Origin of the sequence: Streptomyces chattanoogensis, assembly GCF_001294335.1 — a bacterium.
Taxonomy (GTDB): domain Bacteria; phylum Actinomycetota; class Actinomycetes; order Streptomycetales; family Streptomycetaceae; genus Streptomyces; species Streptomyces chattanoogensis.
In genome coordinates, this window is record NZ_LGKG01000002.1 from 94,255 (window position 1) to 120,897 (window position 26,643).

Consider the following 26,643-nt stretch of genomic DNA (forward strand, 5'->3'; position numbering starts at 1 on the left):
GGGGACCGCGGCCCTGTCGGAGGGAAGGCCCGTCGGTCCCGAGCGGCCGAGGGACCGCGGGACTGCGAGTGCCGTTGCCGGTGTGTTGCCGGCGTTCCGACCGTGCGGGTGGATGTCGCGGCGGAGGTGGCGGCAGTGGCGGAAGTGGCAGAGGTACCGGTCACGGTGCGCGTCGCGGTCGTCGCCGGCCCCGCCGGGAGCTGCGCGACGGCAGGTGAGGAGCCGGGCCCGTGGTAGACGACGGTCTGTCCGGGGAGGCGGTCGCAGGGGGCGGGGACGTGGCGCAGCGGCTACTGGGCTGCTACCCGGCCTTCATGGAGGCGCAGCCTTACGCGCTGCGGCGGGCGTTTCGGTCGCTGTCGCTGGCTGCGTGTCAGGACGTCGCGCAGGAGGCCTATCTGCAGGTGGGGGTGAAGGCGGCCGCCGGGGATCTGGCGCCGGATACGAATGTGATGGCGTACCTGCGGCTGGCGGCCCGCAATCTCGCCGTCGACCGGTGTCGCGAGCAGCAGCGGGGCAGACAGCTGGTGCTGACGGGCGGCGATGCATCGGATCATGTGCCGGATCCGCGGGCGTTGGCGGATGAGGACCGGGCCGTTCTGCAGGAGTTGGTCATCCCGGCGATCGAGGAAATGCCGGCAAGCCTGCGGCGGCAGGTGGTGGCCCTGCAGAGCCGGGGGCGGAGCGATGTGGAGATCGCGACCGAGCTCGGCATACCCGCGCATCGTCTCCACAACCTGCGAAACAAGGCGGTTGCACATCTAAGACGCAATCTCGCTGGGCATATTCGGGACGGGCACCGGAAGAAGAAGCACGGGGAGAGGGACAGGTGACGGATGTGAGCAGGTACGACGACCACCGCGACGGGGCGGTGTGCCCGGAGCCGGTGGTCCCGGCCGGGCTCGCGGAACTGCTGGCCCACCTGGCCGGCCCGCCTGACTTCTGGGACCGGCCGGGCGGGGACTTCGGCCCCCTGACCGCCGTGTATGCACTGACCGTTGAGGAGCGGGCGCACGCCAACTCGCTGTACCGGCTGGGTTCGAAGGCCCTGAGCCGTGACGAACTGCTGCCGGCCGCCGACTGGCTGGGCGCGGCCGCCGAGGCCGGGCACCCCGGGGCACTGTTCCGGATGGCCGCCCTCACCGTGCGTGCGGGGGGCCACGGGTGTGAGAGCGTGCGGTTCCTCGTCGCGGAGGCTGCCCGGCACGGACACGGCGACGCACGCGCGCTGCTGACGGCGCAGGCGGGCCGCATGGTGACCGGCCAACCCGCATACCCGGTGATCGAGGATCCACGGTTCTTCGACGAAGTCCGCAAAGGGATGGGCCTGTCCCGGGAGCGACAACTGTTCGCAGGTGCCGACGGGGCCGACGTCTGCGAACCGGCCCGACACACCGGGACCGGGGGACAAGAGGCGTCAGAGCTGCCCCGGCTCGTCCGGGTGCCCGCACCCAGGCTGGACCAGATTCGCGGCCCGGGACTGTGGTTGCAGCGGGCGATGCCTGGGCCGGAGGCCGACTCCCCCGTGATCCACCACCCCCAGCTCACCACCGTGTCCGGCACGGCACGCCCTGGTGACGGTCTGCTGCTGCCCCTCCCCCCTGACCAGCCCAGGCTGACACCCAGCGCTCCACCAGACGGCAGGGACGGGCACGAGCCCTGGTGGTCTGCCAATGCGTTGCGACCGGCGATGCTGACCGACATGGCCCGCAGCACTCCCGCGCGCACAGACACCCCCGAGCAGTGGAAGGCCGCTGCCAGAGCCCTGGACGTCCTCTATCTCGTCGACGCAGCCGACGGGATCAGCACCCGTACCCTGACCCGCCGCAGCGGGCTTCCGCTCGCAGCAGTTGCCTGGCTGCTGCACTGGCTGCGTGGCCAGCACCTTGTCTCCACCGTGGCCGGCGCCCACTTCCCCGGCCCGCTCATGAAGATGACCCGCCACCCCGAACAGCGTGCCGAGCTCCTCCAGCAGACCCTCACCGGCCTGCGCGACCACATCGGCGCCGCCGTCTATGTCAGCGGCTACCACCATGGTGACGTCACGGTCCTCCAGTCCGCGTACGGGCCCGAGGCGCCTGCGGTGAAGGAATGGGTCGACTTCCGCGACGCGGCCCACGCCAGCGCCGTCGGCAAGAGCCTGCTGGCCCAACTCGACTTCGACGGCCGTATGAACCATCTCGCCCGTTACCGGCCGGTCAAGCTCACCGACCGCACCATCACCAACCCGCGCGCCCTCTTCGAAGCCCTCGACGGACATGGTCCCCAGGCGGCCCAGTTCGATCTGCTGGAGTACTCCCACCTCGAGGTCTGTGCCGCCTTTCCGCTCGGCATCCCCGGGCGGGCCGCCTGCGTGGCCCTGTCCCTGCCCGCCGGACAGCGCCACCGCCTGCTGCCCGCCGCCCGCGCTCTGAGCGAACGCTCCGCAGGACTGCTTCTGACCCTCCTGCTGACGGACGAAGCTGCCGCCGGCCGCCGGCCCCCGCCGGCCGAGGAAGGAGCCGACCACACCACCAGCACCTGGGCAGCCCACGCTCTGCCCCGGATACCCGCAAGCCAACTCTGAGCAGCTCCTCCCGTTCCGGGCGCACCTGGGACGGGAGGGAGCGGGGCCCATTGCCATGCCGGCCGCTCAGCCGCAGGCCAGCCGCAGGCCAGCCGCGGGTCCGCCGCGGGTCAGCGTGGTGGGGAACACCGGTGGCCTGCCAGTGCTGCCGTGTCCGAGCCACCAACACCCTGCGTTTGCGGAGGTGCTGGCCGGCATATGTCTGTTGTGTAACAGCCACCGATGGCTGTCTGTTACATGCCCGACAGGCCACCGAGAACCGTCGCTCATAGCTTCTTACGCACCGGCCGATCCACGGACCCGCAGGTACACAGGATCCGCAGGTACACAGATCCCCGGTTCCGCGGACCGGCAGAGCCACACACCGACACACCCGCGCGTCCACACACCCGCACACCCACACATCCACACACCCACACATCCACACCAACCGGAGCGAGAACCATGGCCAGCACCCCCCACCCGACCCGCCGCAAGAAGACCGTCGTAGGAGCCGCCGCTCTGGCGGCCGGAGCCGCCGTGCTCGGCGTCTTCGCGACCGCGCAGGCGGCGGATGCCACGCCCACCGCGCGCCACACGGCGCACGCCGCGCGCACCCCCTACGTCATCAACCACTACGGCGAGGAGAACGCGGACAAGGGCCACGCCGAGCGCAGCCCCAAGAATCTGGTGCTCTCCGAGTTCACCTCGATCGGCAGTGTCCACTGGAAGCAGTGGGGCACGAAGAAGGCGGTGGGCACCGGAAAGGTCACCGGGAGCTGGTGCCTGGACACCTGCCTCGACAAGCCGCTGAAGGCGACCGTCACGCTCTCGGACCCCAAGAACGTGCACGGCAGGCAGGTCTTCTCCTCCTTCACCCTGAAGCTCGCGGGGAAGCCCGGCCCGTACGATGTCGAGGACCTGCACGGCAAGCGTCCGCTCGCCACCAGCTGACGGAAAAGACTCCCGGTTCACGATGAACAAGCCCATGGCCGCGGCCACCGCCTTCCTGCTGGCGCTGACGGCCGTGGGCACCACCGGGTGCGGCGGACCCGAACGACCGCACGTCGAGGGGCCGGCTCCCCGCCCCACCGAGGTCTCCGGCCCGGTCTATGTCTCCGACACCATGGGCCACCCGTTGAGCCGCCCCACCTCATTCGGCCTCACCGAGTTCAGCTCGCTCTTCGAACTGCACTGGCGCTCGTGGGGCGGCCCGAAAGCCGTCGCCACCGGACGGCTGACCGGCAACTGGTGCATCCCCCATTGCCCCGAGCGCGGCTACCCGGCCACCGTCGAACTCTCCCGCCTGGAGCGCCAGGAGAACGTCTCCTACTACACCCGCGCCACCGTACGGTCCGCCCACCTCCCGCCCGCCGACACGGGTGAGGACCTGAGCAACGTCCGGCTGCCCACCCCCGAGCCCTAGGAACCGCCAGCAATGACCGATGTGCTGCTCGTGGAGGACGACCCGCTGCTGCGGGAAGCCACCCAGCTGTCCCTGGAGCGTTACGGATACCAGGTGCGCACGGCGTCCGACGGGCTCGCCGGGCTGGCGCAGTTCCGCGGCCGGGCGCCCGATGTCGCCGTCGTGGACGTGATGCTGCCCCGCCTCGACGGGGTCAGCCTGGTGCGCCGGATCCGGGAGGAGAGCCGGATGCCGGTGCTGATGATCTCCGCGCGCAGCGACCCGGTGGATGTGGTCCTCGGCCTCGAGGCGGGCGCCGACGACTACCTCACCAAGCCGTACGACATCCCCGTCCTCGTCGCCCGTATCCGCTCGGCGCTGCGCCGGGCCGCGGACTTCGCCCGTGCCGATCCGCCGGGGGAAGAGCCGCTGCGCTTCGGCGACCTCACGGTCGACACCGCCTCCATGGAGGTCCACCGGGAGGGCCGGCTGCTCGACCTCACCCCCACCGAACGCAAACTGGTGCTGGAATTCGCCGCCCAGCCAGGGGTGGCGCTCTCCCGCACCACCCTCCTGGAGCGGGTGTGGGACTACGGCTGGGACGGCGACTCCCGCGTCCTGGACGTCCATGTGCAGCGGCTGCGCGCCAAGATCGGCCGCGATCGCATCGTGACCGTCCGCGGCTTCGGCTACAAGCTCGCGCCCTGACCATGGGACTGCGTACCAAGACCGCCCTGGTCATCGCCGGCACCGCGGCCATCGTCGCCGCCCTCATCGGCCTCCTGGTGCATCAGCGCACCGCCGACAACCAGCGGCGGGAGGCCGCTCGCGCCGTCGACGCCCGGCTTGTCGAGGCGGTGAGTGCGTACGCCTCCGGAGTCGACAGCGGCGCCCTGATCAATCCGTCCGACCTGCCGGCCGACCTGCGCAAGACCGTCACCCACCGCCCGGTACGGGCCACCTACCTCGAGGAAGCCGCGGGCGCCAAGGCTCCGGTGATCTGGGCCGCCACCCGCACCGGCCGCGACATCATCGCGATCCGGCGTTCCTACGCCCCGCAGGCCCGCGCGCTCGCCGACCTCGACCGGGTGCTGCTCGGTTCGGGGGCGACCGTCACCGCGCTCGGCTGTGTTCTGGGGATCGTCGCGGCGGCCGGCGTGGGGCGTCGTATCGCCGCCTCCGTACGTACCGCGCAGCGGATTGCGGACGGCGACCTGACCGACCGGGTACGGCCCAAGGGCAAGGACGAGATCGCCCGGCTGGGCGCCGCCGTCAACACCATGGCCGACGCGCTGAGCGCCCGGCTGGAGGCCGAACGACGGGTCACCGCCGACATCGCCCATGAACTCCGTACCCCGGTGGCCGGCCTGGTGACCGCCGTCGGGCTGCTGCCGCCCGGCCGGCCGGCCGAGCTGGTCAGCAGCGGCGTGGACACGCTCCGCAGCCTGGTGGAGGACGTCCTGGAGGTGGCCCGGCTGGATGTGCCGGGCGTCGAGCAGGCGCAGCGCGAGGCGGTACGGCTGAGCGACCTGGCACACCGGGCCGCCGCCCTGGCAGGCGGGGACGCCGTGGTGGAGGTCCGCGATGACGACGAAGCAGTCGTGGAGACCGACCCCCGCCGCGTCGAACGCATCCTGACCAACCTGGTCACCAATGCCGGACGGCACGGCGCCCCGCCCCTGACACTGGAGGTCAGCGGCTCCTCGGTACGGGTGCGCGACCACGGCCCCGGTTTCCCCGCCGAACTCCTGTCCCAGGGCCCGCAACGTTTCCGCACCGGGGCCCGCGAACGCGGCGCAGGCATCGGTCTGGGCCTGACCATCGTCGCCGGCCAGGCACGGGTGCTCGGCGCCCGGGTGACGTACGAGAACCTGCCGGAGGGCGGGGCGCAGGCGACGCTGGACCTCGGTCCCGGATTGCCGGCATCCGTGCCGGGGCGTGCCTGACAGGGTTGTGGCGCTGGAGTCGTTGAGCCCCTGCCCCTACCCCTCAGCTCAACTGCGCCGACTCAACGACGGACCGCCGCGGCCCCCGTTTGTCGCCCTTCTTGCTGTCCGCCACTCCCCTGCTTCGCGAAGGCTGAATAGGCGCGGGCGATGCCGACCAATCGGCAGACTTCGCCGGCATAGTCCACATCTGACGGTACGAAGGAGCTGACGGACAGGGGTTCTTGGGGTGGCTGGACGTTGCGCACCTTGGCCTCGAGCGCCGCCACGATCAGAGCCGCCTCAGCGGCAGCCCCCTGCATGCCTGGCAAGTCTGCCTGCCCGTGTGACGGGGGGCCGGTGCCGGCGACCGTCGGATACATGTAGGGGCGCAGTGCCAGGAGTCCGTCCTGGATCTCGATGACACGCCGGTAGAGGCGGTAGTTGATGTCGTACGGAATGAATCGGGAAAGCGCCGAGGTTTCCTGGGGGCTCAGTACAATACTGGGATTCGCGGCGCAGAGGTCACTCCACAGACGATGCATCTGCCGATACGCAAGGAAATTTGTCACGCGGCGTCGTACGCCGGAAACACTCGGTCCCCACGACGGCATGGTGAGCCCCGCCGCGAGGAAGGTGATGCCGATGCCGTTGGCTATGGGAGTGAGAGCCTCCCAGTCGAGCGGCGAAACGTTTAATTGCACCGCGATGACGACCGAGGCCCGGTTGAGACAGTAGACGAGACAGGCGGTTGCACCGATCGTCGTGAAGGACAGTCCGCGCCATAGCCAGGTGCGACCCGATACTCTTCCGTACCGGCGACAGAGGCGGATGATTTCTATCATGCTCGCACCGAATGCCGCGACGTACACCAGTAAATAGGACGCCGTAACGGGGTGGTGAGCGTTCTGCAGCAGATAGTGCGGCGTTCTTCCCCCGGCCCCCTCATTGCCGATCCACCAGAGGGTCACCATGAGAGCTCCGCACAAGACGGCGCCGAGGAGCCGCACCCGTACCTTGGGGATCGCCTGGGCTGCCGGGTAGACCCAGTAGACGATGGTGATCAGGATGGCGGCGCTGGAGAGGACCCCGCCCATCACGTGGATACCCAGGGCACCCAGGTTGGGGACACCGAAGAAGGCATCGACATGGGCCGACACTGCCGGAGTGGACAGGGCGAAGGAGACGCCCTTGCAGAAGAACGCCACCAGGAGGGCGAAAAGCGCTGGGTCCCATTTTCGCCTGCGCAGGTCGAGCAGTTTATAGAAGAACGACAGCACGCAGATGGCGGAGCATGCCGGGAACACGACACTTTTCAATCCCAGCACATTTCTCCTCGACGTGATTCTTTTGGGTCACAGCGACTTCTCGATACGGGCCACGGCTTCCGCATCGGCCGAGGGAATTTCCCATCTGCTCTCCACTGGAGGGCGAGTTACCCGCTCCAGCAGCAGGGAGGCCATGATTTCCGCTTCTTGTTCTTCCTCGGTCGAATAGCTGGTGCGACCGAGTGCGTCGCGCACCCGCTGCGGATCGAGGTGCGGGAACACGGAGAAGAGGCCGGACGCGCCGAGCCGCTCCGCGGTCCCCTTGTGATTGCAGAGCATATGAGCGAGCTCATGGGCAATGATGTGATCTTGGTGCAGTCTGCTGGTGCTGGCTTCGAAGATGACAATGTCGGCCGTCTCTATCGCCACCCATATTCCGCATGGGTGAGACGACCCCATGACCACCGGCACCAGGTGAAGCGCACGGCCCCGTTCGCGGCTCAGATGCTCGCACAGCGTCACGATGTCACAGCATTCGGGCAGTTCGAGCTGCGCCAGTAAGCCTTTGGCGCTGCGGCGCAGCCGCCTCAGCGTTCTCTTGATGCCGTGACGATCAGTCACGAGTTCCGGGCGCTTCCGGAGTATGGGGTGTTCCGGGATGCTGTCTGGAGAAAGGCGTTGTCCTCATCGAATCCCACTCGCCGCATTCGACCGCCACAGCAGCGTAACCTCGGACCGGAAGAGCGAAGAGCCACATTTGAGCCAGGGAGTGACGTGATCCAGCGGCACACCACGGTGGTGCACGAGCCATGGGTCGGGGTGGTCCAGGAGCTATGACGCCTCAGGGGGCGTCCGGGACAGGCCTTCCAACTTACGGACCAGTTCGATGACTTCACCGATCGAGCGCAGACTCTCGGGCGACAGACCTGCCGTTCTGAGGGCGACATGCTGAACACCGGACTCCCTCAAGGCCACGAGGAGGCTGAGCTCGCCGTTCACCGTCGACGTCACCTGATCATCGAAGAAGTAGGCCGGCGGTACCCCGAAAAACTTGGCGAGCCCCTCCAGATGCCTCAGTGTGGGGTTATCCCGCTGCCCTTTGCGGAGCAGCCAGATGTAGCTCGCGGAGATCGGCACTCCATCCGCCGTGATGGTGCGGGCGACTTCGTCAGTGCTGTACTGACCGCGGCCCGGAGGAATCACGCTCTCAAACAGGTGATTCAGCTTGTCGGCCAGCGTCTTGCCGCACCCACCAGTGGTGCCGTTCAAAGCCGCACCTCCTTCCGGTGGAACCTACTCGCCTTCTGTTCGGCAAGTCGATACCCGTAACAGCCAATCGCGGATACCGGGTGGCGCACTGCGACCCGGACCGGTCGGCGGGCCCCCGTCGGTGAGCGGCCCTGTCCGGCCCCCACGGCATCCCCTGCCCTGGCAGGAAGCATGGCACTTCCTCCCGAACCGAGTCGACGGCAACCTTCGGACCGCACGATCGGCACACACTCCTGTAGCATGATCAAATATGCTCTCTGTTACAGCAGTTGACACGATCACAGGGTGAAAATAGCATCGCCGATCGTTGACTTTCCGACCGAGACGAACCTTCCCGCCTGTGGATCTCTTCCGCTTAGCGCTGTGACTTGCTGTCAAGGCTCTCCCCTCATAAGCCCTCGTGGAGTTCCGACGAAAGTGCGTGGATACCCGACATATGAGGGCCGCCACCCCTAGCTGAAACGGCATGCATGTGACCGCATCAGCGCTCGGGCCTTGTGCGAGGACACCGCCGCCGCGGCGCACGACCTGACCGGAACCGCGCACGACAAGGGGATGCTCGATGACTTTCCAGTCGCACGGTCCATCATTTCTGAGGCATTGGCGTGCCGCGGTCGGCGGGGCAGCCTGGCTCCAGCTCCCCGCGCGGGCAGTCGGGAGGCCTGAGTGATGGCCTATCGCTCCGGTGGAATCTCCCCGGAATGCGGGGGTGATCCGGGTTCCTGCGGGGGCACCGGTGAATTACTCGGCGCGCCGGGGGCGACGGTGCCCATCTCGGCCCTGCTCCCGTCCGACTCACCTCGGTCGGGAGGCGAAAGCATGGAGCATGTACAGCTGCTGGCCGAGACGGCCACCGAATTGCCGCCCATCGTCGTCAGACGGTCGACGATGCGTGTGATCGACGGCATGCACCGGCTGCGTGCCGCCGAACTCAACAATGAAGACCGTGTACGGGTGAGGTTCTTCGACGGCACGCAGGAAGCCGCCTTTGTCGAGGCCGTCAAGCTGAACACGGCGCATGGACTCCCGCTCAGCCGGGCCGACCGGGTCAGTGCGGTCACCCGTATCATCGCGTCCCATCCCCAGTGGTCCGACCGGCGCATTGCCGAGGCCACCGGCCTGGCGGCGAGCAGTGTGGCGGCTGTGCGGTCCCGTTCAACTGCGTCGGCCGAGCAGTTGAAAAAGCGGGTGGGCCGCGACGGGCGGGCCCGTCCCCTGGACGCCGCCGAAGGACGCGTACGGGCCAGTCAGGTGATTGCGGCCCATCCGGGCAGCACCCTGAGGGAAATCGCCGAGCAAGCCGGGATCAGTGTCGCCACGGCCAAAGACGTACGGGACCGGATACGCACGGGGCAGGATCCGCTGCCCTGCCGGCAACGAGGCACCACGAAGCGAGCGGAACAGACCGGCAACCCAGTCGGCATGCCGACCAGCCACGGCAGTGGATCTGCGGAATTCTCGCCGTTCGATCTCCGCGCTGCCTGGGAACGCCTGCTGCGGGATCCCGCTATGCGCACCGATTCGGGCCGCGCCATTCTGCAACTGTTACGCAGCCATGCCGTCCGCGATGAGGAGACATGGCACAGGCTGGCGGCCGGCGTGCCGGAGCACCGGGCCACGACGATGGCCCGGGCCGCGAAGATGTGCGCGGAGCACTGGCTGCGTTTCGCTCAGCAGCTCGAGGCTGTCCACGTCGATTGATGACGCGGCAACAGGACCGGATCGCGTACGGATCCTTCGTGGATGCGGTCGGGCTGTGTCCCGCGTGATGTCCGGCGCGCAGGCGAAGGCTGTATTCCTTCGTCCTGCGCGCACTTGTGGTCTTTGGTCTTTCCACGCGGTAGTCCGGGCTTTCTTATGTGACCGCGTGTGGTGTGGCAGAGCCGGTGGCCCGGTGCCGCGCCACCGCATCGTTGTTGGCGCATCTGACCGAGCAGTAGGCCCGTCGTCCGTTGCGAGAGGTGTCCACGAATGCCCGGTGGCACGTGGCGCGTGCGCATCGTCCCAGTCTCCCCGGCCCCGCGGAACAGACGACGTACGAGAGACCTGCCGCGGTAACCGCCTTGATGTGTGCTGCCGGGTCGGCTCCTACGGCGCTGTAGTGCATATGAGGATTGCCGTCGTGCAAGGAGATGTAGGGCCGGCTCGCGGCCTCCGCCAATAACTTGTTGATCTCCGCACAACGCTGCTCCAGCGGCTGATTGCCGAAGCAGGCACCGACCCGTCGGCTCCACTCCCAGATCTCCGCCGTCTGGGCAGGCGTGAGAACGCATTCCACGATGCCGTGTGCTTCCAGGAGCGGCTTCAGTTCATGGGGCTCCCACAGCGACGCACTGTTGGCCAACTCCGCTGCCAGGCGGGCGGATTCACCGCCGTAATGGTTGAAGTGCATAGGGGTATTACAACATCGTGATCTCAGGTCGTCGAGCTATTCCCTGCACTGGCTGATAGCCGGCGTCCTGGCGCGTGCAGAAGACAGCCGACCAGAGTAGGTGTCAAAGAGCACATGTCCGTTCTCACTCAGGAACACGACCGTACTTCCATCGAAAAGTCGGTGGAGAATCTGGCCGCATCGGTGCACAAGAGCGAGGCGCTGAACAACGATTTCTATGACCGGTGGATGGGCGGGCCGCTGTCCTTCGGCGAGGTCAGCGTGTTCGCCGAGCAGTACCTGGCACGCACCGTGAACACCAGCGTCATGGTGGCTCTGTCCGTACTCAACACGGAAGACCTCGACGCACGTGTGGAGTGCGTCAAGAACCTGTACTCCGAGTACGGAAACGGTGATCCGTCCAAGGCTCACCTGGTTCTGCTGGAATCCTTCCTCGCCGACCTGCTGACGCGCCTGAAGGGCGAACAGGTCACTGCGGCGGAGGTCCGCGCTGTCCCTGCTCTCCCCACGACAACGGCCTTCAGCTCCGGGCAGCGTGCGCTGTTCGAGTCCGATGACCAGCGCACGGTACAAGGCGCTCTGCTGGCGCAGGAAAATCTGGCCTACTCGATGCTCACGCGGCTCTACGAGGGCGTGCGCAACTACAAGAGCGTCTACGCGACCGACGACGAATTCCACGAGGCATGTGAGTACTTCTACGTGCACATCGGCGAGGCCGAGAAGGACCACAAGATCCAGGCGGCGATTTCAGCGGCCGCGGTCTGCCGTGACGAGGACGACCTGGCGGTGGTCACCGAGGGCTTCACGCGGTTTGTGGACCTTACCGCCGACTACTGGCGCGGTGTTGCCGCAGAGATGACACGGCGGAAGACGGCCTGACGGTCAACTTCGCCGGACGGCTGGAGAATTCGGAGCGACGTTGAAGGTCGACAAGGTGCATCGCAGCAGAAGGCTTGCCCCCTTACTCGTACTGGCCCAGATCAGCAGTCTGCAGGTGGGGGCGGCCGTGGCCAAGGGAGCCTATGCCGAGGTCGGGGCCACCGCATTGGCCGGTATGCGTCTGCTGTTCTCCGCCGTCATCATGTGGGCGCTCGTCCGCCCGAACCTGCGCGCGGTCGCGGCACACAAGTGGCGTGCCGCGGCCGCGCTCGGGGTGGTTTTCGCCGGAATGAACGTCGCATACTTCACGGCGATCACCTACCTGCCCATAGGCATCGCCTCGACGGTGGAGCTGCTCGGTCCGCTGGCAGTGGCGCTCGCCATGTCCCGGCACATGACGGACGCCGTCTGCGCATTGGCGGCGGTGGCGGGAGTAGTGCTGCTTGCCGCTCCTGGAGCATCGCTGCCGGTGGCAGGCCTGCTGCTGGGAGGGCTGGCAGCCGCCTGCCGGGCCTCCTACGTGCTTCTGAACCGCACAGTGGGACGTCTTTTCGATGACTGGAGCGGTCTCACCATCGCGCTGACCATTGGCGCCTGCCTGCTTGTCCCGGTGGCAGCGGTGACACAGGGCGCCGCCGTCGTGCGCCATCCGGCGGTGCTGGGCACCGGGCTTCTCGTGGCGCTGCTCTCATCGCTCATTCCGTACTCGCTGGACATGACCGCACTGCGCCGCATGGACGCACGTGCCTTCGGGATTCTGCTCTCACTGAGCCCTGCGGTGGGCGCCGGTGTCGGGTTCGCGCTGCTGCACGAGCACATCACCGTGCAGCAGGGCTGTGCGATCGCCCTGATCGTCGCTGCCAGTGCCTGGTCGGTCCGAGCCGCCGGCCGCCGGCCGGAGCGTCGGGACCGCAGGGGCGCCCCCGCACGGCCCGACGGGGCTGTCTCGCAGCCTCGAGCGGGACAGACAGGCTCGGTGGAGTAACAACAGGAAACTATCGGGTGTGTGGCAAGGGAGATGGCATGGATGTCACCACGGCAATGCTGACCCGCCGAAGCGAGCAGCTGTTGCTCGATCCGGCGCCCGACGACAACGAGTTCACCTATCTGTTGAAGGTGGCAGCCGCCGCACCGGACCACGGACGCCTGCGTCCCTGGCGTTGGGTGCTGGTACGGGGCGATGATCGCGATGCCTTGGGCGCCTGCTTCGCCGAGGAAGCCCAGGAGGGCAGGCAGGCTCAGGTCACCTCCAAGGTGCAGCGGGCCCCCTTGCTCGCCTCCTTGGTCTTCTCCCCCGTCCAGGGGCACAAGGTGCCCGAGTGGGAACAACTTGCCGCGACGAGTGGGATGGCCCACGCCTTGATGCTGCTCCTGCACGCCCGGGGCTTCGGCAGCATCTGGCGCACGGGCACACTGGTGCACTCCCCGCGGGCCCGCCGGCTTCTGGACCTCGCGGACGGCGAGGACCTCCTGGGCTGGCTCTATATCGGTACCCCGGTGCCTGACGCCGCCAGGAAGCGTCGCGAGCTGTGCGACGTCTCGGGCCGGCTCACCACCTTGTCCGCTCTGACCAGCGCGGGATCCGGCAGCGGGCGGATGTAACGGTTGTCCTGAAGTAGACAATTACATCAGGCTGGCTCCATGCTTCCCGAATTAACGGACGCCACCCCGGAACTGTGCCCTGTCTGCGCGACCGTGCTCGGAGGCGGTGCAGCATGGATCCTGCTGTCCCGCCATCTCACGTCCAAGGGTGAGATCGAGTACTGCCTGTCCACCTGCGGGTGCCTGGTCGTCCTGCTCAATGGAGCACTGCTCAAGGCCGCCCCGGGGCGATCCGCCGTGCACTCATCGGGTGCGTGAGCGGGGAATTTTGCGACCCACTCAGACTTTCCCCTCCGTCGCTATTCGCACCTCGGCGAGCGCCTTGACCGCCCGGAATTCTTCACTTAGCGTCCTACCGTCCGATCGCCGAATACGAATTCCTCTGGCAACACCATGCGCAGCACCACAGAGGAATTCGGCATCAGCGAACTCGAAGCCGAAAACGCTCATATGGGAGGTCAGACATGCACGATGTCACCACCGAGGATGAGTTCGACCTCGATCTGGATGTGGAGATCGTGAAGCACCGGACCGACATATCGGAGACCGCGGCGGTCACCGGAACCTGCTGGGTCACGTGCCCGATGTGTCTGCAGCAGTGATGTAGCAGCAGTGCCGGGTGGCGCATGCGGCCCCACCCGGCACTGCGGCCGACCGAACGGAATGAATTCCCGGATGCGAAAGAATGGGGTTCCCTGTGGTGACCCAGGACGACAAGGATTCGGAATTCACGTGTTCCGGACCGGTCCTGTTGCGTGCCGCCGCATTGCCCTCGCCCTCGGCACGCGATGCATATCCGGGAGCCTCGGCGGAAGCTGCCGCTCCGTGGCCGGTCCGCGGCGCGGACGACGATTCAGGGATGCGGGCCTACATAGCCGGCCTGGCGTCCGTACCCGCATTCATGGATGCCGTGTCTCTTGCCAGTCCCAGCCTCGCCGACGATGCGCGGCGCATAAGGGAAGGCCATCCGGTGCGGTCCAAGGTACTGCGGCGGGCGACTGCCGCGCTGACCAAGTACCACCTGCGCATGGTCCAGCGGCCCACTCCGTTCGGGTTGTTCGCCGGTGTCGCCCTCGCCGAGCTCGGCGCCCGTCCCGGTCTGGACGTCGGACGTGACCACCGCAGCGTGAGCCGGCCGGACGCCGCCTGGCTGCACACGGTCCTCGAAACGCTCCTGACCGTGCGGCCGGTGCTTCGGCGCACGCGTCTGGTGGCCAACACCCTGCACACCGTGCGCGATGGCCGGCTCGTCCTCGTCGATGTCCACACCAGCTCCGGCAGCGAGGAACTGGCTCCCTCTGTCCGTTGCACCTCGGTGGTCCGCGTGATCATGAGAGCGGCGCGCGAGCCCGTGGCCTGGAACGATCTGCTGCGAGAGATAGGTGACCGGTTCCCGCACGCCACCGGCGAAATTGTCGAGCGGTGCTTCGAGCAGCTCGTCAAGGGTCACTTTCTGCTCACCGACCTCGCGCCGCCGCCCGACTGCGGCACCCCTCTCCCCCACGTCTTGCACCGGCTCGAGGGACTCGACCACCCACTGGTCGACGAACTTCGCGGGATCCAGGGGTCGTTGTCCGCACTCGACTCGGCGTCGACGGCGCATCGCCATGCCGCACTGACCACGGCCACGGACCGCATGAAGGCTGTCGCCACAGCCGACCACCTCCTCCAGGCCGACCTGGCCTTCGACGCTCGTCTCACCCTTCCTGTCGACGTCGGGGACGAGGCGGCACGTGCTGCCACCGCCTTGTGGCGGATCGCCCCCAGCTCCCCTGGCAGCGAGTGGATGCGTGCGTACCACGCGCGTTTCCTCGAGCGGTACGGAACGGGACGGCCGGTCCCCGTACTGGAGCTGCTGGACGACGCGCGCGGCCTCGGACTGCCGGACGTCGCGGAGGAGAGCCACGGCTGCCGGAAAACTGCCTCCGGTGATCGGGGCCGGGATCGGGAACGGGGTGAGGTACGGGACCGGGATGGGGACCGGGATCCGGCTCGGGACCGACTGCTCGGCGAACTGCTCTGGGACGCCATGCACCGGGGCGCAGACGAGATCGTCCTCGATGACCGGATCATCGGTCAGTTGCCCCACGAGGGGCGCGGGCGAGCCCCGTCGTCCGCTGACATGGGCGCCGAAGTGGTGGCGGAGAGCTGGGAGTCACTGTGTGCCGGTGACTTCCGCCTGGTACTGGGGCTGAGCCCGGTCTCTCCGCTGGCCACGGCGTCCTTCGGGCGCTTTGCTCCCGCGCTCGGGGAGTCGGCGACGGCCCGTGTCCAGCGCCTGGTCGAGCGGGGCCGAGCGGCTGCCGATGGCAGCGAACTGCCGGTCACGGTCGCGTTCCGCCCCACCGTGGCACGCACTGCCAATGTCACTGCCGTTCCCCAGTGGCTGGCGCACCGGATCCCCCTCGGAGTGGGTCCCGCCTCGGCGGCAACCACACAGGACCTGTGTCTGGACAACCTGGCAGTCCGAGCAACCATGGATCGTCTGGAGCTCGAGCACACGCTCACCGGGCAGCGGCTACGCCCCTTGTCGTACTCCATGCTCAACCCTCTCAGCGGACACTTCCCGCATGTGGCGCGGTTCCTGACCGAGTTGGGCAGACAGCACGAGCAGTCCTACGGGGCCTGGAGCTGGGGGTCTTGGGCGACGGCGCCCGCACTGCCCCGGGTCAGGTACGGCCGGTCCGTGCTGTGCCCCGCACACTGGACACCGGACGCAGCACTGTCCGCCGCGGCAGTCGGACGCGACGACGCAGCGTGGGCCCCTCAGGTACATCAGTGGCAGCAGCGACGGCGCGTTCCACGGAACGTTCTGCTCTGCAGGGGCGACCACCGCATTGCAGTGGACCTCGACAACCCGCTGCATCTCATGCTCTTCCGCGACGAGCTGCGCCGTATGCCCGGACTCAAGGTGATGGAGCGCTTCGGCGGGGCTGCGTCGAACGACTGGTTCCGTGGCCCGGACGGGCCGCATGCCTGCGAACTCGTCTTCCCCGTCTTCAGACGCACCGGCGCTCGGCGGCATGCGACACCACGCAGCGGACCGGACCTCGACGACACCACGGCCACCGCGCGCAAGGCAACACAGGGCATGCACGGCACACCGGGCGCCGCGCCCCGCCACCTGCCTGGCGGACAATGGCTGTACGCGAAGCTCTATGTGCCCGAACACCATCAGCCTGCGGTACTCGCCCGCCATCTCGGCCGGCTCACCGGCCCGGCTCTGGCCTCCATCGCCGGAATCGACACCTGGTTCTTTCTCCGCTACGCCGACCCGGCCCCCCATCTGCGACTGCGGTTCCACGGCAAACCCGAGGCGCTGTGGTCGGAACTGCTGCCCGCGCTGCGGACGTGGACGGAGGAACTGACCGACGCTGGGCTCCTGTCGCGCCTCACTCTGGACACATACGAGCCTGAGGTCCACCGATACGGCGGGCCGGCGGCCCTCGCTCACGCCGAACACTTCTTCCACGCCGACAGCATCGTGGTGCTGGGCCAGCTCTCCCAGCCACTGCATCGGCGGGCGGAACTGCGCCCCGTCTCACTGGCCGCACTGGGCATCCTCGACATCCTGTCCCATCTGTGCACGGCCTCCGAAGCGCTGCAGCTCCTCGGCGGCGAGCCGGTCCTGGCCCTGCGCGGCACGGTGCAGCGGTCCGAGAAACAGGCACTGAGCGCGCTGCTCGACGAGCGCGGCAGGGCTCAACCGCCGGCCATCGGCACCGGTTGGGAGGCACGCCGGACGGCTCTCCGCGGGCTTCGTGACGCCTTGCGCCGCCGTGCCGTGGGCGAGGGAGGGTCGGCAGGTCTGCCGGCGGTTGCGCAGAGCCTCGCCCACATGCACTGCAACCGGTTCCTCGGCCTCGACAGGGATGCGGAAATGCTCGCCCATGCGACAGCCCGCGAGGCGCTTGCCCTGCGGCTCAACAGAATGCGACACGGCCGATGAAGCACACGCGGACGGTGAAGCACACCCCGTTGCAGGCCGGCAACGGACCGAGCAGCTCCGCCGATCTCGCAGACACCGGCCTTGACGGCCAAGTGCTGTACGCGGTCCACGCGGTCGCCGAGCGGCTGCGTACACCGGAGGACGTCGCACGTCGCACCCGGCAGGCACGTGAGCAGCTCCCCGCGCACGTCCCCCTGCCGCCGTGGCAGCCCGCACAACTGTGGCTCGGGCACACCGGGATCGCCCTGCTCTACACCCGCCTGGCCCATGACGACAGCACGTGGGCCAGGACAGCACACGCCCACCTGTCGGCGGCGCTCGCCTCCGCGAGTGAGGACACCATCGGAGACCTCCTGCTGTCGGCCTCTCTCCATGCCCAGGCACATGACGGATACTCTCGCCTGCTGCAGCGCGCCGCCCCGGTGCATGCCTCCGCGGTACGGGCTTCGCTCGACGCACTCACCACGCACCTGCGCACCAAAGGACCCGGCCTCGCCTACCCGGAATACGATCTCCTCTACGGCCTGACCAGCGCAGGACGCCGTCTGATGACCGGCGCCGCCATCGGCAGCGGAGAGTGCGCAGCCGTCTTGCATGACGTCCTGCGCTTCCTGACCTCGATGGCACGTCCCGTACAGGCACACGGGAGCACGGTCCCGGGCTGGTGGAGCGACCCGGAGCTGCCGCTGGTCCCGGAAGCGGACAAGGCAGCCTATCCGCGCGGGGACTTCAACCTCGGTATCGCCCACGGCATCTGCGGCCCCCTGTCGCTCCTTGCCGTGGCGCACCAGGCCGGATACCGCGTCCCTCACATGCAGGACGCCCTGCGCGCCATGGCCGACTGGGTGCTGAGCAAGCGCCTCACCGATGAGCGGGGCGTGCACTGGCCGGGCCGCGTGGCGTTCGAGGAAGAGACCGGCCGCATCCCACCCGCTGCGATGCCGTCCCGCCCCCGGACCGGCTGGTGTTACGGGACTGCGGGAGTGGCGCGATCCCTCTATCTGGCCGGGCGGGCACTGAACGCACCGACGCTGACAGAGGCCGCTGTGGAGGCAATGCGGTCCCTCTTCCGCGGGCCGTACGGACGAACGGAGATGCCGGACGCCACGTTCTGCCACGGGCGAGCCGGGATCCTCCAGGCAGCCGTGCGCATGGCGTCGGACACCGGGGACCCAGAACTGTGGCAAGCCGCCGGTCGGCTGGCCCACGAACTTGCCCAGGACTTCGACCCCAAGACCGCGTTCGGCTACCGCTTCCCTCTGCTTCCGACCCCAGGCGCCCCCGGAGTCGATGAGCCCGGGCTGCTGCAGGGCGCCGCGGGAGTGGCGCTGGCGCTGATCTCCTATGCCGATGCCAGGCGCGGCAACCTCCCGGACACCTGCACCTGGGACACGGCTCTCCTCATGGGCTGAGGACGAGGAATGCCTGTACGGAACGATGCACCACCGACGCCATGCCGGCCGGTTGCCGTCACCTCTCCACAGTCAAGAGGGAACCTGGGCGCTCATGGCTCAGCACCTCCACGTCACGACTGGCCAGAGTCCGCGAGACGCTCGGTCGTTCCGCCGAAGGGCAGGAACGTGGTCCTGGTGGCAAGGAGCCACCTGCCGTCGACGTTGCGGAAGGTGTCCTCGTAGTGCCCCACGTTCGCGGGAAGCCTGACGGGCACCATGCCGCCTGCGTAGCCGTCGACCCGGTACGTCGCGAAGTACGTCGTTGCGGTGGCGGCGGTTGGCGAGTCCACGGTGACCAGGATGTTCGTGCACATGCGGCGGGACAGACGGTCTGCGGGCCGGGACCCGAAGTAGGCACGCAGAGCGTCGCGGCCCTCTATACGACGATCGTCGGCGGGCCATTCCCAGACCCCGTCCGGCGTGAACAGGTCCGCCACCGAGCTCGGGTCGCCCAGGTCGAGCCGACGGACGAACTCGATGATCAGCCGCTCACAGGCCCGCTCGGCAACCAGACGTTCCATGGGATCAAGAGTGTCAGCAACCATCATCAACTCTTATCAGACCCGCGGAGGGAACTGAAAGGCTTTCCCAGGCATCCCTCAACACGTGTGCCGTGCCTACCCGTTCAGGTCTCCCGTTCCGCGCAGGCCGATGTCCTTAAAGCGACACTCCGGTCACAGCCGATCTCGAGAAGCCTCATCGACGAAACCCCCTGCCCTGAAGCACCCGGGATATCGGGCACCCTCCCGGCGGCGCATTGCCGCACAAGACTCACCCGCTGTCCCCCATGCCGCCCGCATGCGGCCCCATGTCGCCACCGAGCCGTACCGCACCTCACGCCCAGGCCGGCCGCGGCTCACCGGTCACCTGCCGGAATGGGCGCGACTGAGGCCCCTCGGCGGTCAGTGGGACCAACGACCCAAGAAAATCACCGACGTCCGATACGGCTTCTCCCTGTACGGCTTCCCCTCGCCCGCTACATACCGACACGCGTGTGACGCCGCAGCCTGAGACATGGAAAAATCCGCACCCATGTACGACCAGCCCCTGCCGCATCAGGCACCTCAGCAGCAGCCGCAGAACCATCAGCCTCAGCACCCGTATCAGCAGCACCCGCAGAACCATCAGCACCCGTACCAGCAGCCGACGCCTCAGCAGGTTCCGCCGCCCCACCAGCATTACGCACCGCAGCACTCCCAGCCATACGCACAGCAACACCCGTATCAGCACCCCTACCAGCAGCCGTCTCCGCAGCAGGCAATGGCCCCACGTATCCCCCAGCCCGCCAACGACATGCGCCGCATCGGGGCAGTCACCCTGGACGGCCTGCTGACCCTGATCGCCGCCTTCGTGGCCCTTCGTGTCTCCTCCGGAGCCCATCTGCCCTTCTCGAAAGATCTCCTCATCGTCTTCGGCGGAGGCCTGGGCTTCTCCTTCCTCAACCATGTGATCCTTGCCCGTATCTCCGGTGCGAGCATCGGCAAGTTCGCCACCCGCACCCGCGTGATCTACGAGAAGACCGGGACCCGCCCCTACCTGCCCCGACTGTTCCGCCGTTGGCTGGGAGGCCTCGTCTTCGTCGTGATCTGGATCATCGCCGCGCTCATGGACTCCGCGGACGAGGGCCCCGACGACTTCTGCGGCGTCCGCCTGGTCCGCTACCGGGACCTGCGGGCGGCCACCCAAATGCAGGGCCACTAGCGGCCGCGGGACCGGGCTTCTCCCTACGCAAGCAAGCCCGAGCCCGCCCCGGATCCAGTCCCGTCCCGTCCCGTTCCGCCTCTGGATCCAACCCACGCATCGAACACCGCCCGCGCCCCTCCCCCGTCGATCCGCTCGGTCGGCTCCTGGAGGGGCGCCGAGCACCAGGCACCCGGGTGGGCTGACAACTGGTGGCGCAGCCAGAGAGCCCACCCTGTCGAGCGCCGGCCCCTGACCAGCAGTACTCCGAGCCACAGCTGGCCAACCACCAGGACGACGATCCTCTGCCGTCACGAACACCGCCTGACACTACGACGCCTGTGCACAACTGCCGCGCTGCCAGACGACCCGTTCCCCCCAACTGCCCTTTTTCAAAGACGAGTTCGCATGGCACTTCAGCGCACTGCTCGAACGTCACCTACGACTCAGGAACGGTGGGACTGATCCCGCTTACGGTGCGCAGGCTTTACCTGCTCGCCCGGTGTGGCTCCGGGCAGCGGTGGGCTTATGCCATGCAGGCGCGGTGCGCAGGCGAATAACCGGAGGACAATGGGCCCGTCGCCCGGACACACTGCAGACATGACCGATCATGAGCGAGACGTTCCGTTCCGCCGGTTCCGCTTCAAGCCCACGCTGGATGGAGAGCTGGTCGTCCTGCGGCCCGTCACGGTGGACGACGTTTCTGCGCTGATGCCCATGTTCCGGGACGCGGAGGTGGCACGGCTGACCGGCAGTCACGGGGAGGGCGCGCCGGATGAGGCACAACTGCGGGCGTGGTACGGCTCGCGCGCCGGCCAGGACGACCGGCTGGACCTTGCCGTGGTGGAGCGGGCGACGGGGGACGTGGTCGGGGAGGCGGTGCTCAACGAATGGGACCCGGGAAACGAGAGCTGCAGCTTCCGGATCTCCTTCGTACCGGGCGCCCATGGTCGCGGCCTGGGGACCGAGGCGACCCGGCTGATTGTCGGTTATGGCTTCGAGAAGCTGGCGCTGCACCGCATCTCGCTGGAGGTGTACGCGTTCAACCCACGGGCTCGCCGTGTCTACGAGAAGGTGGGCTTCGTCCCCGAGGGAGTGCTGCGGGGTGCGCTGCTGTGGGAGGGCGAGCGGGTGGACGCTGCGGTGATGTCGATCCTGGCGCCGGAGTGGTTGGAGCACTTCGGGCGGCCGGAGTCGGCTGGCCGCAGGTAATGGCGGAAGCGGGCCCGTCCAGAAATTCGGATACCTTTCAGGGGAGCCAGGAGGGCCGGGTACCAGCTGATTTCACATTCAACTTCCACAACCCGAACTCCCGCGCAATCATTGACGGCAAGTTATGTGCGACAACGTACCCACCACCTGAGACATGTCACAGTCGAAGTGTCCGCACACAGACGAGAGTTCCCCAGCTCCACCCCGGTAGCACTACCTACCAACCCTATTCCTTCCGACTCCACCAGTCGCATTCCCCTCGCATTTCCGAGGTACACCCGGCGGCCGAGCGCATTGATCCGTTCATGTGCGATGAGCGAGGGAATCGCACCGCAACCGGACGGCGAGTCGGTGGCACACGTAACCCCCGAAGAAGTGCAAAGAAGGTCACCGTGCCACTCACCCCGGCCGATCCACGACCCGGGCTCGAGGAGTACACGCACTACGGTCTCCTCTACCCCGGCCTCACCGTGAGCCGAGCTCCGTCGCCGCGCTTCCACCACCTGGCCGAATGGCTCGTAGGGCAGGTCGGTTCAAAGCGTTTCGGGTGCTCGACGGGACGCATCTTCCACGGATCGTTTCCCGATTCGACGCCGCCCGGCCGAGGTTGGGAGTCATGGCTGACCTCCCTGGCGCGTACTCGTGGGCCGGCCACCGGCTCGCGGGGCGAACTCCCCCAGTTTCCATCGTGCGCCGCAAACCGGCCGGCCGCGACTGGAGAACGATGATCGTCGGAAAGGCCCCCTAAGGCCGCCGTACTTCTGCGGTGTGACGACAGAGCGGGCACCGCAACCAGGGCCTTGGCGATTCGCCGCATCGTGACCTTCTGTTCCGACGTCCAAACAGAGAGGTGACGGAGAGATGTCTTCAACAAGCCTCGTCACCGACCCGAAAAGGTGCCGAACGTCGGCCGATTGACGTCGGAAGTCCGGTTGCGGGGCATTCGGGGGAGAGTAGCCTGGAATTTGAGGTCCCGCGGGTTCTGGAGGTAGGCGATGTTTCTCCGATTGCTGCGGCGTCGTAGGCCGCATCTGCTCGTCCGTCTCGGTAACGGCCGTCTCATCCGCGGCTTCAGCGGCGGAGACTACGACGGTCACGGATTCCAGCACTGACACCGTTCACGGTGGAATGCTGGAGATATGCGGTGACAGAGGACACCGATGCCATGGCAGCCCTGGCAGCCATGGCAAGGATCCTGTCACCGCATTGCCGTGTCACCCGGATGTCCGACGGAGCGCTGATCGCGGACTGGAAGCGGACGCGTTTCCTCGGATTGGCGACGACGGAAGTCGAGAAATTCGCCTCCGGAAGCCCTGAGGAACGCGCCGAACTCGTCACCGGTCTCATGCGCGCCGGGTGCGCAACGGGCCGCCGGAAGACATACGCGGACGTCGTCGTCGGGCTCTGGCTGGGTGGAGCGCACCTGCTGATCCGGACCCTTGGATTCGGGCGCGTCCTGCGGCTGCTGTCCTTGGTCGCACCGGGTTACACCCGTGCGGACCTCGCCTCCGCGGAGGAGGTCGGGCGGCTGAAACAAGTGGTGCAGTCACACCGCAGCAGAAGCTGGTTCGTCAACGGCGACTGCAAGTCCGAGGCGGTGACGGCCTTCGTCCTCCTGCGGCGGTGTGGCCTGAAAGCCGTACTCCACGTCGGTGTGCGTGAGCACCCGTTCGCCCTGCACGCGTGGACAGCCTCGGGCGGCCTGTGCATTCCCGATGCCGATCCGCGAGGGCACGCGTTCACACCGGTGCTCTCGATCGGCTGCGGAGGACAGTGACATGGAGGCGCTCCGCCTCGACTGGGCCGGGGGCGCACCGAGGCTCCGGACCAGCGAGGCCATGGCGCGTCAGGGACTCGTGACGACGGTCTCCTCGCGGGCCGGCACCGCGGCCGTCGTCGGCTGGGTCGGCTCGGCCCGTGACCGGGCGCGGGGCGCGCGCGGTCTCCTCGACGACTCCGACAGGCAGGGAGCCGCCCCGCCCATGCCGGCCGGCGACTACGCGGCTGTTCTGGTGTACCGCGACCGCATCCTCCTGACGCGCGACGAGCAGGCACGCATCCCGCTGTTCTTCAGGGAGTCCGGTGGCCGCGTGAGCGCCGTAAGCACCTTGGTCCGCTGCCTGGGGAGCGGCACAGAGCTGGAACCCCGCTACTTCTGCCGCTACCTCACCGGGAACATGGCACAACCGCACTCGGACCTCACCCCTTTCGCCGGGGTGCACCGCGTCCTCGGCGGCGAGGTGGTCGAGCTGTCCCTCACCGGGCAGATGCACAGCCGTACGCTGCGACGCGCCCGCCTGGCCACCGGCCCGCCCGAGCCGACCGCAGGCGGCTCCTGCCTCGATGAGGCCGCGCAGGAGTTGCGCCGCGCGCTGGAGAACGCCGTCGGACGCCGCATGGGCACGACGACGGCATGCCATGTCTCCGGCGGCACCGACTCCACCAGCGTCGCGCTGCTCGCCGCACGCCTGCTGGCCGCGGAACGGGGCGGCGCCGGGGAGCTGGTCCTGCTCGCCGGGCGTTTCTCCCGCGGGGAGCTGGCCGCGGAGCGGCCGTACCTCGACGTCGCGCTGGAGGAGATCCGCCGTCAGGCACCCGCGGCCCGCCCGGTGATCGTCGACGCCGACGACGTGGCCGACTTCGACGACTTCCAGCACCACGCGGGAGATGCCGACGAGCCTCATGCGCACGCCTTCCGCGCCCCGTTCTGGGCCAGGCTTCACGCCGCGGCCGCGGAACTGGGCTGTGATGCGCTCCTGACCGGCTGCGGGGCCGATCCGATCGCCGACGCCAATCCGTTCCACCTGCACAGGCTGGCTCGCACGGGACAGCTCCGGCAGATGGCCGAGCAGGCACGTGCCTGGGCCGCGGGAAGCGAGCGGGGTTTGTGGGACATCGTCCGCGCCTACGTGGTGCAGCCGGCCGTACCGCTGGCAGCCGAACGGATCACCGCGCTCCTCCGCGGCGGAACGGGCGGAACGGTGCTCGGCGGCCTCAGCACCTTCAACCGCCCCGGATGGCTGCGATCCGGATTCGCGCGCGCTCACGGCTATCGGGATGCGGGCATCGCGGAGAGCCGGTTCGTGTTCGGGCGCAAGCCGGAACAGTCGCTCTACGACGCCGCCAATTACGTCGCCGCTCCCGACCTGCTGTCCTGGCAGCGGGCACAACGGGACGGATTCTTCCTCTCGCACCCCTTCCTCGACCCGGAGGTCATCGCCACGCTGAGCCGTCTGCCCGCCGCAGCCACGTTCCAGCCGGGCCGCCCGAAGGCCGTTCTCCGTGAGGCCATGGCGGATCTGCTCCCGGCCCCGATCCGCGGCAGGGCGGTCAAGGTGCCCTTCAACGACCTCTATGCCCGCGGCCTGCGGACACACGGCGACGAACTCATCGCCTTGTGCTGCTCCGCCCGACATCCGCTGATCGCCGAGATGTTCGACGTCGAGACGCTGTGCCGGGCCGTGCGGGAGGCCCAGCTCGGCCTGGGGGACTCGCACTCCTGGGATCGCGTGAACAGCTCGCTCGCCCTGGTGGCCTGGCTGGAGGGACTGGACCGGCGTTCCGGCGCGCTCGGCGCGGCGGTGCCCGTCACCGCTGGCTCTTGATGTCCCACAGGGTTCGCTCTACCGGGCCGGTGCGGACGTCGATGAGGCCGTACCGGCTCGACACCTCGCGGTTTTCCTCCACGGTGGGGATGCGGTTACCCTCGCCTTTTCGCGTAATGGATGAGTACACCCACGCGCCCTGCGTGCCGAACTGCCAGTAGGCGGTGATGAAACGCGGGTCCCTTGTGTGTTCGTCGAGCGCATTGTTCTCGTGCACCCTGGCACGGTAGATGAGAGAGTCAAAACCTCTCCTCTGTTGCTTCTTCACCCATCCCGGCACTTTTTCCCTACCCCAGGAGTACGCCACGAAGTCGAGCGGTGACTTCAGCACGAGCCGGTCTTTGCGCGCGAGGCTCGCGGTGGCATAGAACGCCACCTGGTCGTACTTCGTGTTCATGGGCAGTTGCACCACCACTCGCGTGGCGTAGGTGTCGTTCGACTCAACCCAATTGCCATTGAACATCCATTGTTTTGCCTCGACCAACTGGCCGGGCTGATGAATCTCTCGGCGGGAGAGCGGGTTCATATCCGAGGAGTTGGGCCACTGCTCGGCATCGGTTCGCCACTGCTGGCGGAGCCGGTCCTTCGAGCTCAGCGGCACCTTTTTCCCCATGGCGTGGAACTCGGTGCCGAGCACGTAGAAACCCACGTCGCCGTGGTTCCGGATAGTGATGTCGACCGGTACGGCGAATGCCTTGCGGTCCTTGCTCAGCACCGGCTTTCCCATGGACAGCGTGATGAGAGGCTGGGTCTGTCGCTGGTACGGCTGATAGAGGTTCTGGTAGCCGAAATTAGCGGTCGCAATGACAGAGGAGACGATCAGCGCGGCGGCCACCCGCTTCGGAGCGGGGATCACGACCGATGTCCGCCACACCGCGAAGACGGCGTACGCCGAACCCGCCGTGAGCGCGCCGAACAACACCCGGTAGCCCGCGGATTCGCCGTCGTTGACTGTCTGCACCAGGAGCATGGCGTTGGTCAGCAAGGCCGCGAACGTGCCGATCAGCGCGACCATGCCGGAGTAGGGGAAGCTCTGCCGGATGTAGTGGTCCAGCACCGCGACAGCGCCCACGAGCGTGGTGAACGAGACCACGAGAAGGACGGCACCGGTGATGCGAGCGGGGAAGGTCAGTCCATGGACGAAGTCCGCGCGGCCGAGCCAAGCCAGCACCAGCGTGGTCATGAGGAGGACCAGCACGATCACTGCCAGGGCCACCCGCGACTGCCAGGTTCTCAGCGAGGGCTGTCGTCTTTTCGGATGGGGACGGGAGTGAGGCTTGCGGGGAGTCCGCACGCAATCACCTCCTGAGGCCGCCGTTCGTGCCCCAAACGCACATGTGCAGCGCGGACTCAGGAGATCTGCCGTCGCGCCGGGGTTCGAGCACCATCGTCCGTGGTGATCCATCGGGTCGCCATCCGGATGCCCCCGGACGTGCGAGCCGGTGGTTCGCCAGGTGG

Annotated in this window: 24 protein-coding genes; 18 read left to right on the top strand and 6 right to left on the bottom strand. The window is 67.8% G+C overall.

What is annotated here, in order from left to right; all coding sequences use genetic code 11:
- The first annotated feature begins 314 nt into the window (after positions 1-314).
- From ADL29_RS03715 to ADL29_RS03740, 6 genes are all read left to right on the top strand, one after another.
- Positions 315-833, top strand: a complete 519-nt coding sequence (locus tag ADL29_RS03715; RefSeq protein ID WP_157878370.1) for an RNA polymerase sigma factor — start codon at positions 315-317, stop codon at positions 831-833.
- Between the two features lie 5 nt (positions 834-838).
- Positions 839-2,566, top strand: a complete 1,728-nt coding sequence (locus ADL29_RS03720) for an IclR family transcriptional regulator domain-containing protein (protein WP_157878371.1) — start codon at positions 839-841, stop codon at positions 2,564-2,566.
- Positions 2,567-3,010: 444 nt separating this feature from the next.
- The gene (locus ADL29_RS03725; protein ID WP_053922328.1) at positions 3,011-3,499 is read left to right on the top strand and encodes a hypothetical protein; all 489 of its coding nucleotides are present in this window, start codon (positions 3,011-3,013) and stop codon (positions 3,497-3,499) included.
- A 22-nt stretch (positions 3,500-3,521) separates the two neighbouring features.
- A complete protein-coding gene (locus ADL29_RS03730; protein ID WP_157878372.1) occupies positions 3,522-3,971 on the top strand; it encodes a hypothetical protein in 450 nt (149 codons plus the stop codon).
- A 12-nt stretch (positions 3,972-3,983) separates the two neighbouring features.
- On the top strand, positions 3,984-4,658 hold the full coding sequence (gene cseB / locus ADL29_RS03735) for a two-component system response regulator CseB (protein ID WP_053922330.1): 675 nt from the start codon (positions 3,984-3,986) through the stop codon (positions 4,656-4,658).
- Between the two features lie 2 nt (positions 4,659-4,660).
- The gene (locus ADL29_RS03740; protein ID WP_053922331.1) at positions 4,661-5,896 is read left to right on the top strand and encodes a sensor histidine kinase; all 1,236 of its coding nucleotides are present in this window, start codon (positions 4,661-4,663) and stop codon (positions 5,894-5,896) included.
- Positions 5,897-5,958: 62 nt separating this feature from the next.
- On the opposite strand, the gene ADL29_RS03745 is transcribed toward ADL29_RS03740, so the two are convergent.
- The 3 genes from ADL29_RS03745 to ADL29_RS03755 form a co-directional block, all read right to left on the bottom strand.
- Complete coding sequence (locus tag ADL29_RS03745; RefSeq protein ID WP_211274241.1) at positions 5,959-7,203, bottom strand: MAB_1171c family putative transporter; 1,245 nt, start codon at positions 7,201-7,203, stop codon at positions 5,959-5,961.
- A 27-nt stretch (positions 7,204-7,230) separates the two neighbouring features.
- The gene (locus ADL29_RS42340; protein ID WP_107094884.1) at positions 7,231-7,764 is read right to left on the bottom strand and encodes a M48 family metalloprotease; all 534 of its coding nucleotides are present in this window, start codon (positions 7,762-7,764) and stop codon (positions 7,231-7,233) included.
- Positions 7,765-7,974: 210 nt separating this feature from the next.
- Entirely contained in the window at positions 7,975-8,412 is a 438-nt protein-coding gene (locus tag ADL29_RS03755) for a helix-turn-helix domain-containing protein (protein ID WP_053922332.1), read from the bottom strand.
- An 819-nt stretch (positions 8,413-9,231) separates the two neighbouring features.
- On the opposite strand from ADL29_RS03755, the gene ADL29_RS03760 reads away from it, so the two are divergent.
- The gene (locus ADL29_RS03760; protein WP_053922333.1) at positions 9,232-10,113 is read left to right on the top strand and encodes a ParB/RepB/Spo0J family partition protein; all 882 of its coding nucleotides are present in this window, start codon (positions 9,232-9,234) and stop codon (positions 10,111-10,113) included.
- Positions 10,114-10,267: 154 nt separating this feature from the next.
- Here the strand turns inward: ADL29_RS03760 and ADL29_RS40450 are convergent, their stop codons facing one another.
- Entirely contained in the window at positions 10,268-10,804 is a 537-nt protein-coding gene (locus ADL29_RS40450) for a CGNR zinc finger domain-containing protein (RefSeq protein ID WP_078970713.1), read from the bottom strand.
- 162 nt (positions 10,805-10,966) lie between these two features.
- On the opposite strand from ADL29_RS40450, the gene ADL29_RS03765 reads away from it, so the two are divergent.
- From ADL29_RS03765 to ADL29_RS03785, 7 genes are all read left to right on the top strand, one after another.
- Positions 10,967-11,683: an iron-containing redox enzyme family protein gene (locus tag ADL29_RS03765; protein WP_209004392.1), complete on the top strand. Its 717-nt coding sequence runs from the start codon at positions 10,967-10,969 to the stop codon at positions 11,681-11,683.
- Positions 11,684-11,723: 40 nt separating this feature from the next.
- Entirely contained in the window at positions 11,724-12,668 is a 945-nt protein-coding gene (locus ADL29_RS03770; protein ID WP_053922334.1) for an EamA family transporter, read from the top strand.
- Between the two features lie 38 nt (positions 12,669-12,706).
- A complete protein-coding gene (locus ADL29_RS03775; protein WP_053922335.1) occupies positions 12,707-13,285 on the top strand; it encodes a nitroreductase family protein in 579 nt (192 codons plus the stop codon).
- A 39-nt stretch (positions 13,286-13,324) separates the two neighbouring features.
- Positions 13,325-13,543, top strand: coding sequence for a hypothetical protein (locus tag ADL29_RS43295; RefSeq protein WP_157878373.1), 219 nt, complete (start codon positions 13,325-13,327; stop codon positions 13,541-13,543).
- A gap of 206 nt (positions 13,544-13,749) precedes the next feature.
- Positions 13,750-13,887 carry a hypothetical protein gene (locus ADL29_RS43300; RefSeq protein WP_157878374.1) on the top strand — a complete coding sequence of 46 codons (138 nt, stop codon included), beginning with the start codon at positions 13,750-13,752 and terminating at the stop codon, positions 13,885-13,887.
- Positions 13,888-14,144: 257 nt separating this feature from the next.
- Positions 14,145-17,234 (top strand): lantibiotic dehydratase, encoded by a 3,090-nt coding sequence (locus tag ADL29_RS03780; protein WP_169795182.1) that lies wholly within the window; start codon positions 14,145-14,147, stop codon positions 17,232-17,234.
- Entirely contained in the window at positions 17,231-18,646 is a 1,416-nt protein-coding gene (locus tag ADL29_RS03785; protein ID WP_053922337.1) for a lanthionine synthetase C family protein, read from the top strand. Before ADL29_RS03780 ends, ADL29_RS03785 begins: the two co-directional genes overlap by 4 nt.
- A gap of 113 nt (positions 18,647-18,759) precedes the next feature.
- On the opposite strand, the gene ADL29_RS03790 is transcribed toward ADL29_RS03785, so the two are convergent.
- Positions 18,760-19,233 carry a nuclear transport factor 2 family protein gene (locus ADL29_RS03790; protein WP_053922395.1) on the bottom strand — a complete coding sequence of 158 codons (474 nt, stop codon included), beginning with the start codon at positions 19,231-19,233 and terminating at the stop codon, positions 18,760-18,762.
- 487 nt (positions 19,234-19,720) lie between these two features.
- Here ADL29_RS03790 and ADL29_RS42345 point away from each other — a divergent pair, with 487 nt between their 5' ends.
- The 4 genes from ADL29_RS42345 to ADL29_RS03810 all read left to right on the top strand — a co-directional run bounded on the left by ADL29_RS42345 (position 19,721) and on the right by ADL29_RS03810 (position 25,185).
- Positions 19,721-20,389 carry an RDD family protein gene (locus ADL29_RS42345; RefSeq protein ID WP_157878375.1) on the top strand — a complete coding sequence of 223 codons (669 nt, stop codon included), beginning with the start codon at positions 19,721-19,723 and terminating at the stop codon, positions 20,387-20,389.
- 579 nt (positions 20,390-20,968) lie between these two features.
- Positions 20,969-21,580, top strand: coding sequence for a GNAT family N-acetyltransferase (locus ADL29_RS03800; RefSeq protein WP_053922339.1), 612 nt, complete (start codon positions 20,969-20,971; stop codon positions 21,578-21,580).
- A 1,165-nt stretch (positions 21,581-22,745) separates the two neighbouring features.
- Positions 22,746-23,357, top strand: a complete 612-nt coding sequence (locus ADL29_RS42350; protein ID WP_107094887.1) for a lasso peptide biosynthesis B2 protein — start codon at positions 22,746-22,748, stop codon at positions 23,355-23,357.
- 1 nt (position 23,358) lies between these two features.
- The gene (locus tag ADL29_RS03810) at positions 23,359-25,185 is read left to right on the top strand and encodes an asparagine synthase-related protein (RefSeq protein WP_053922340.1); all 1,827 of its coding nucleotides are present in this window, start codon (positions 23,359-23,361) and stop codon (positions 25,183-25,185) included.
- Here ADL29_RS03810 and ADL29_RS03815 read toward each other — a convergent pair.
- Complete coding sequence (locus ADL29_RS03815) at positions 25,169-26,389, bottom strand: hypothetical protein (RefSeq protein WP_245689126.1); 1,221 nt, start codon at positions 26,387-26,389, stop codon at positions 25,169-25,171. The two genes, ADL29_RS03810 and ADL29_RS03815, sit on opposite strands and share 17 nt — an antisense overlap.
- Positions 26,390-26,643 lie beyond the last annotated feature (254 nt).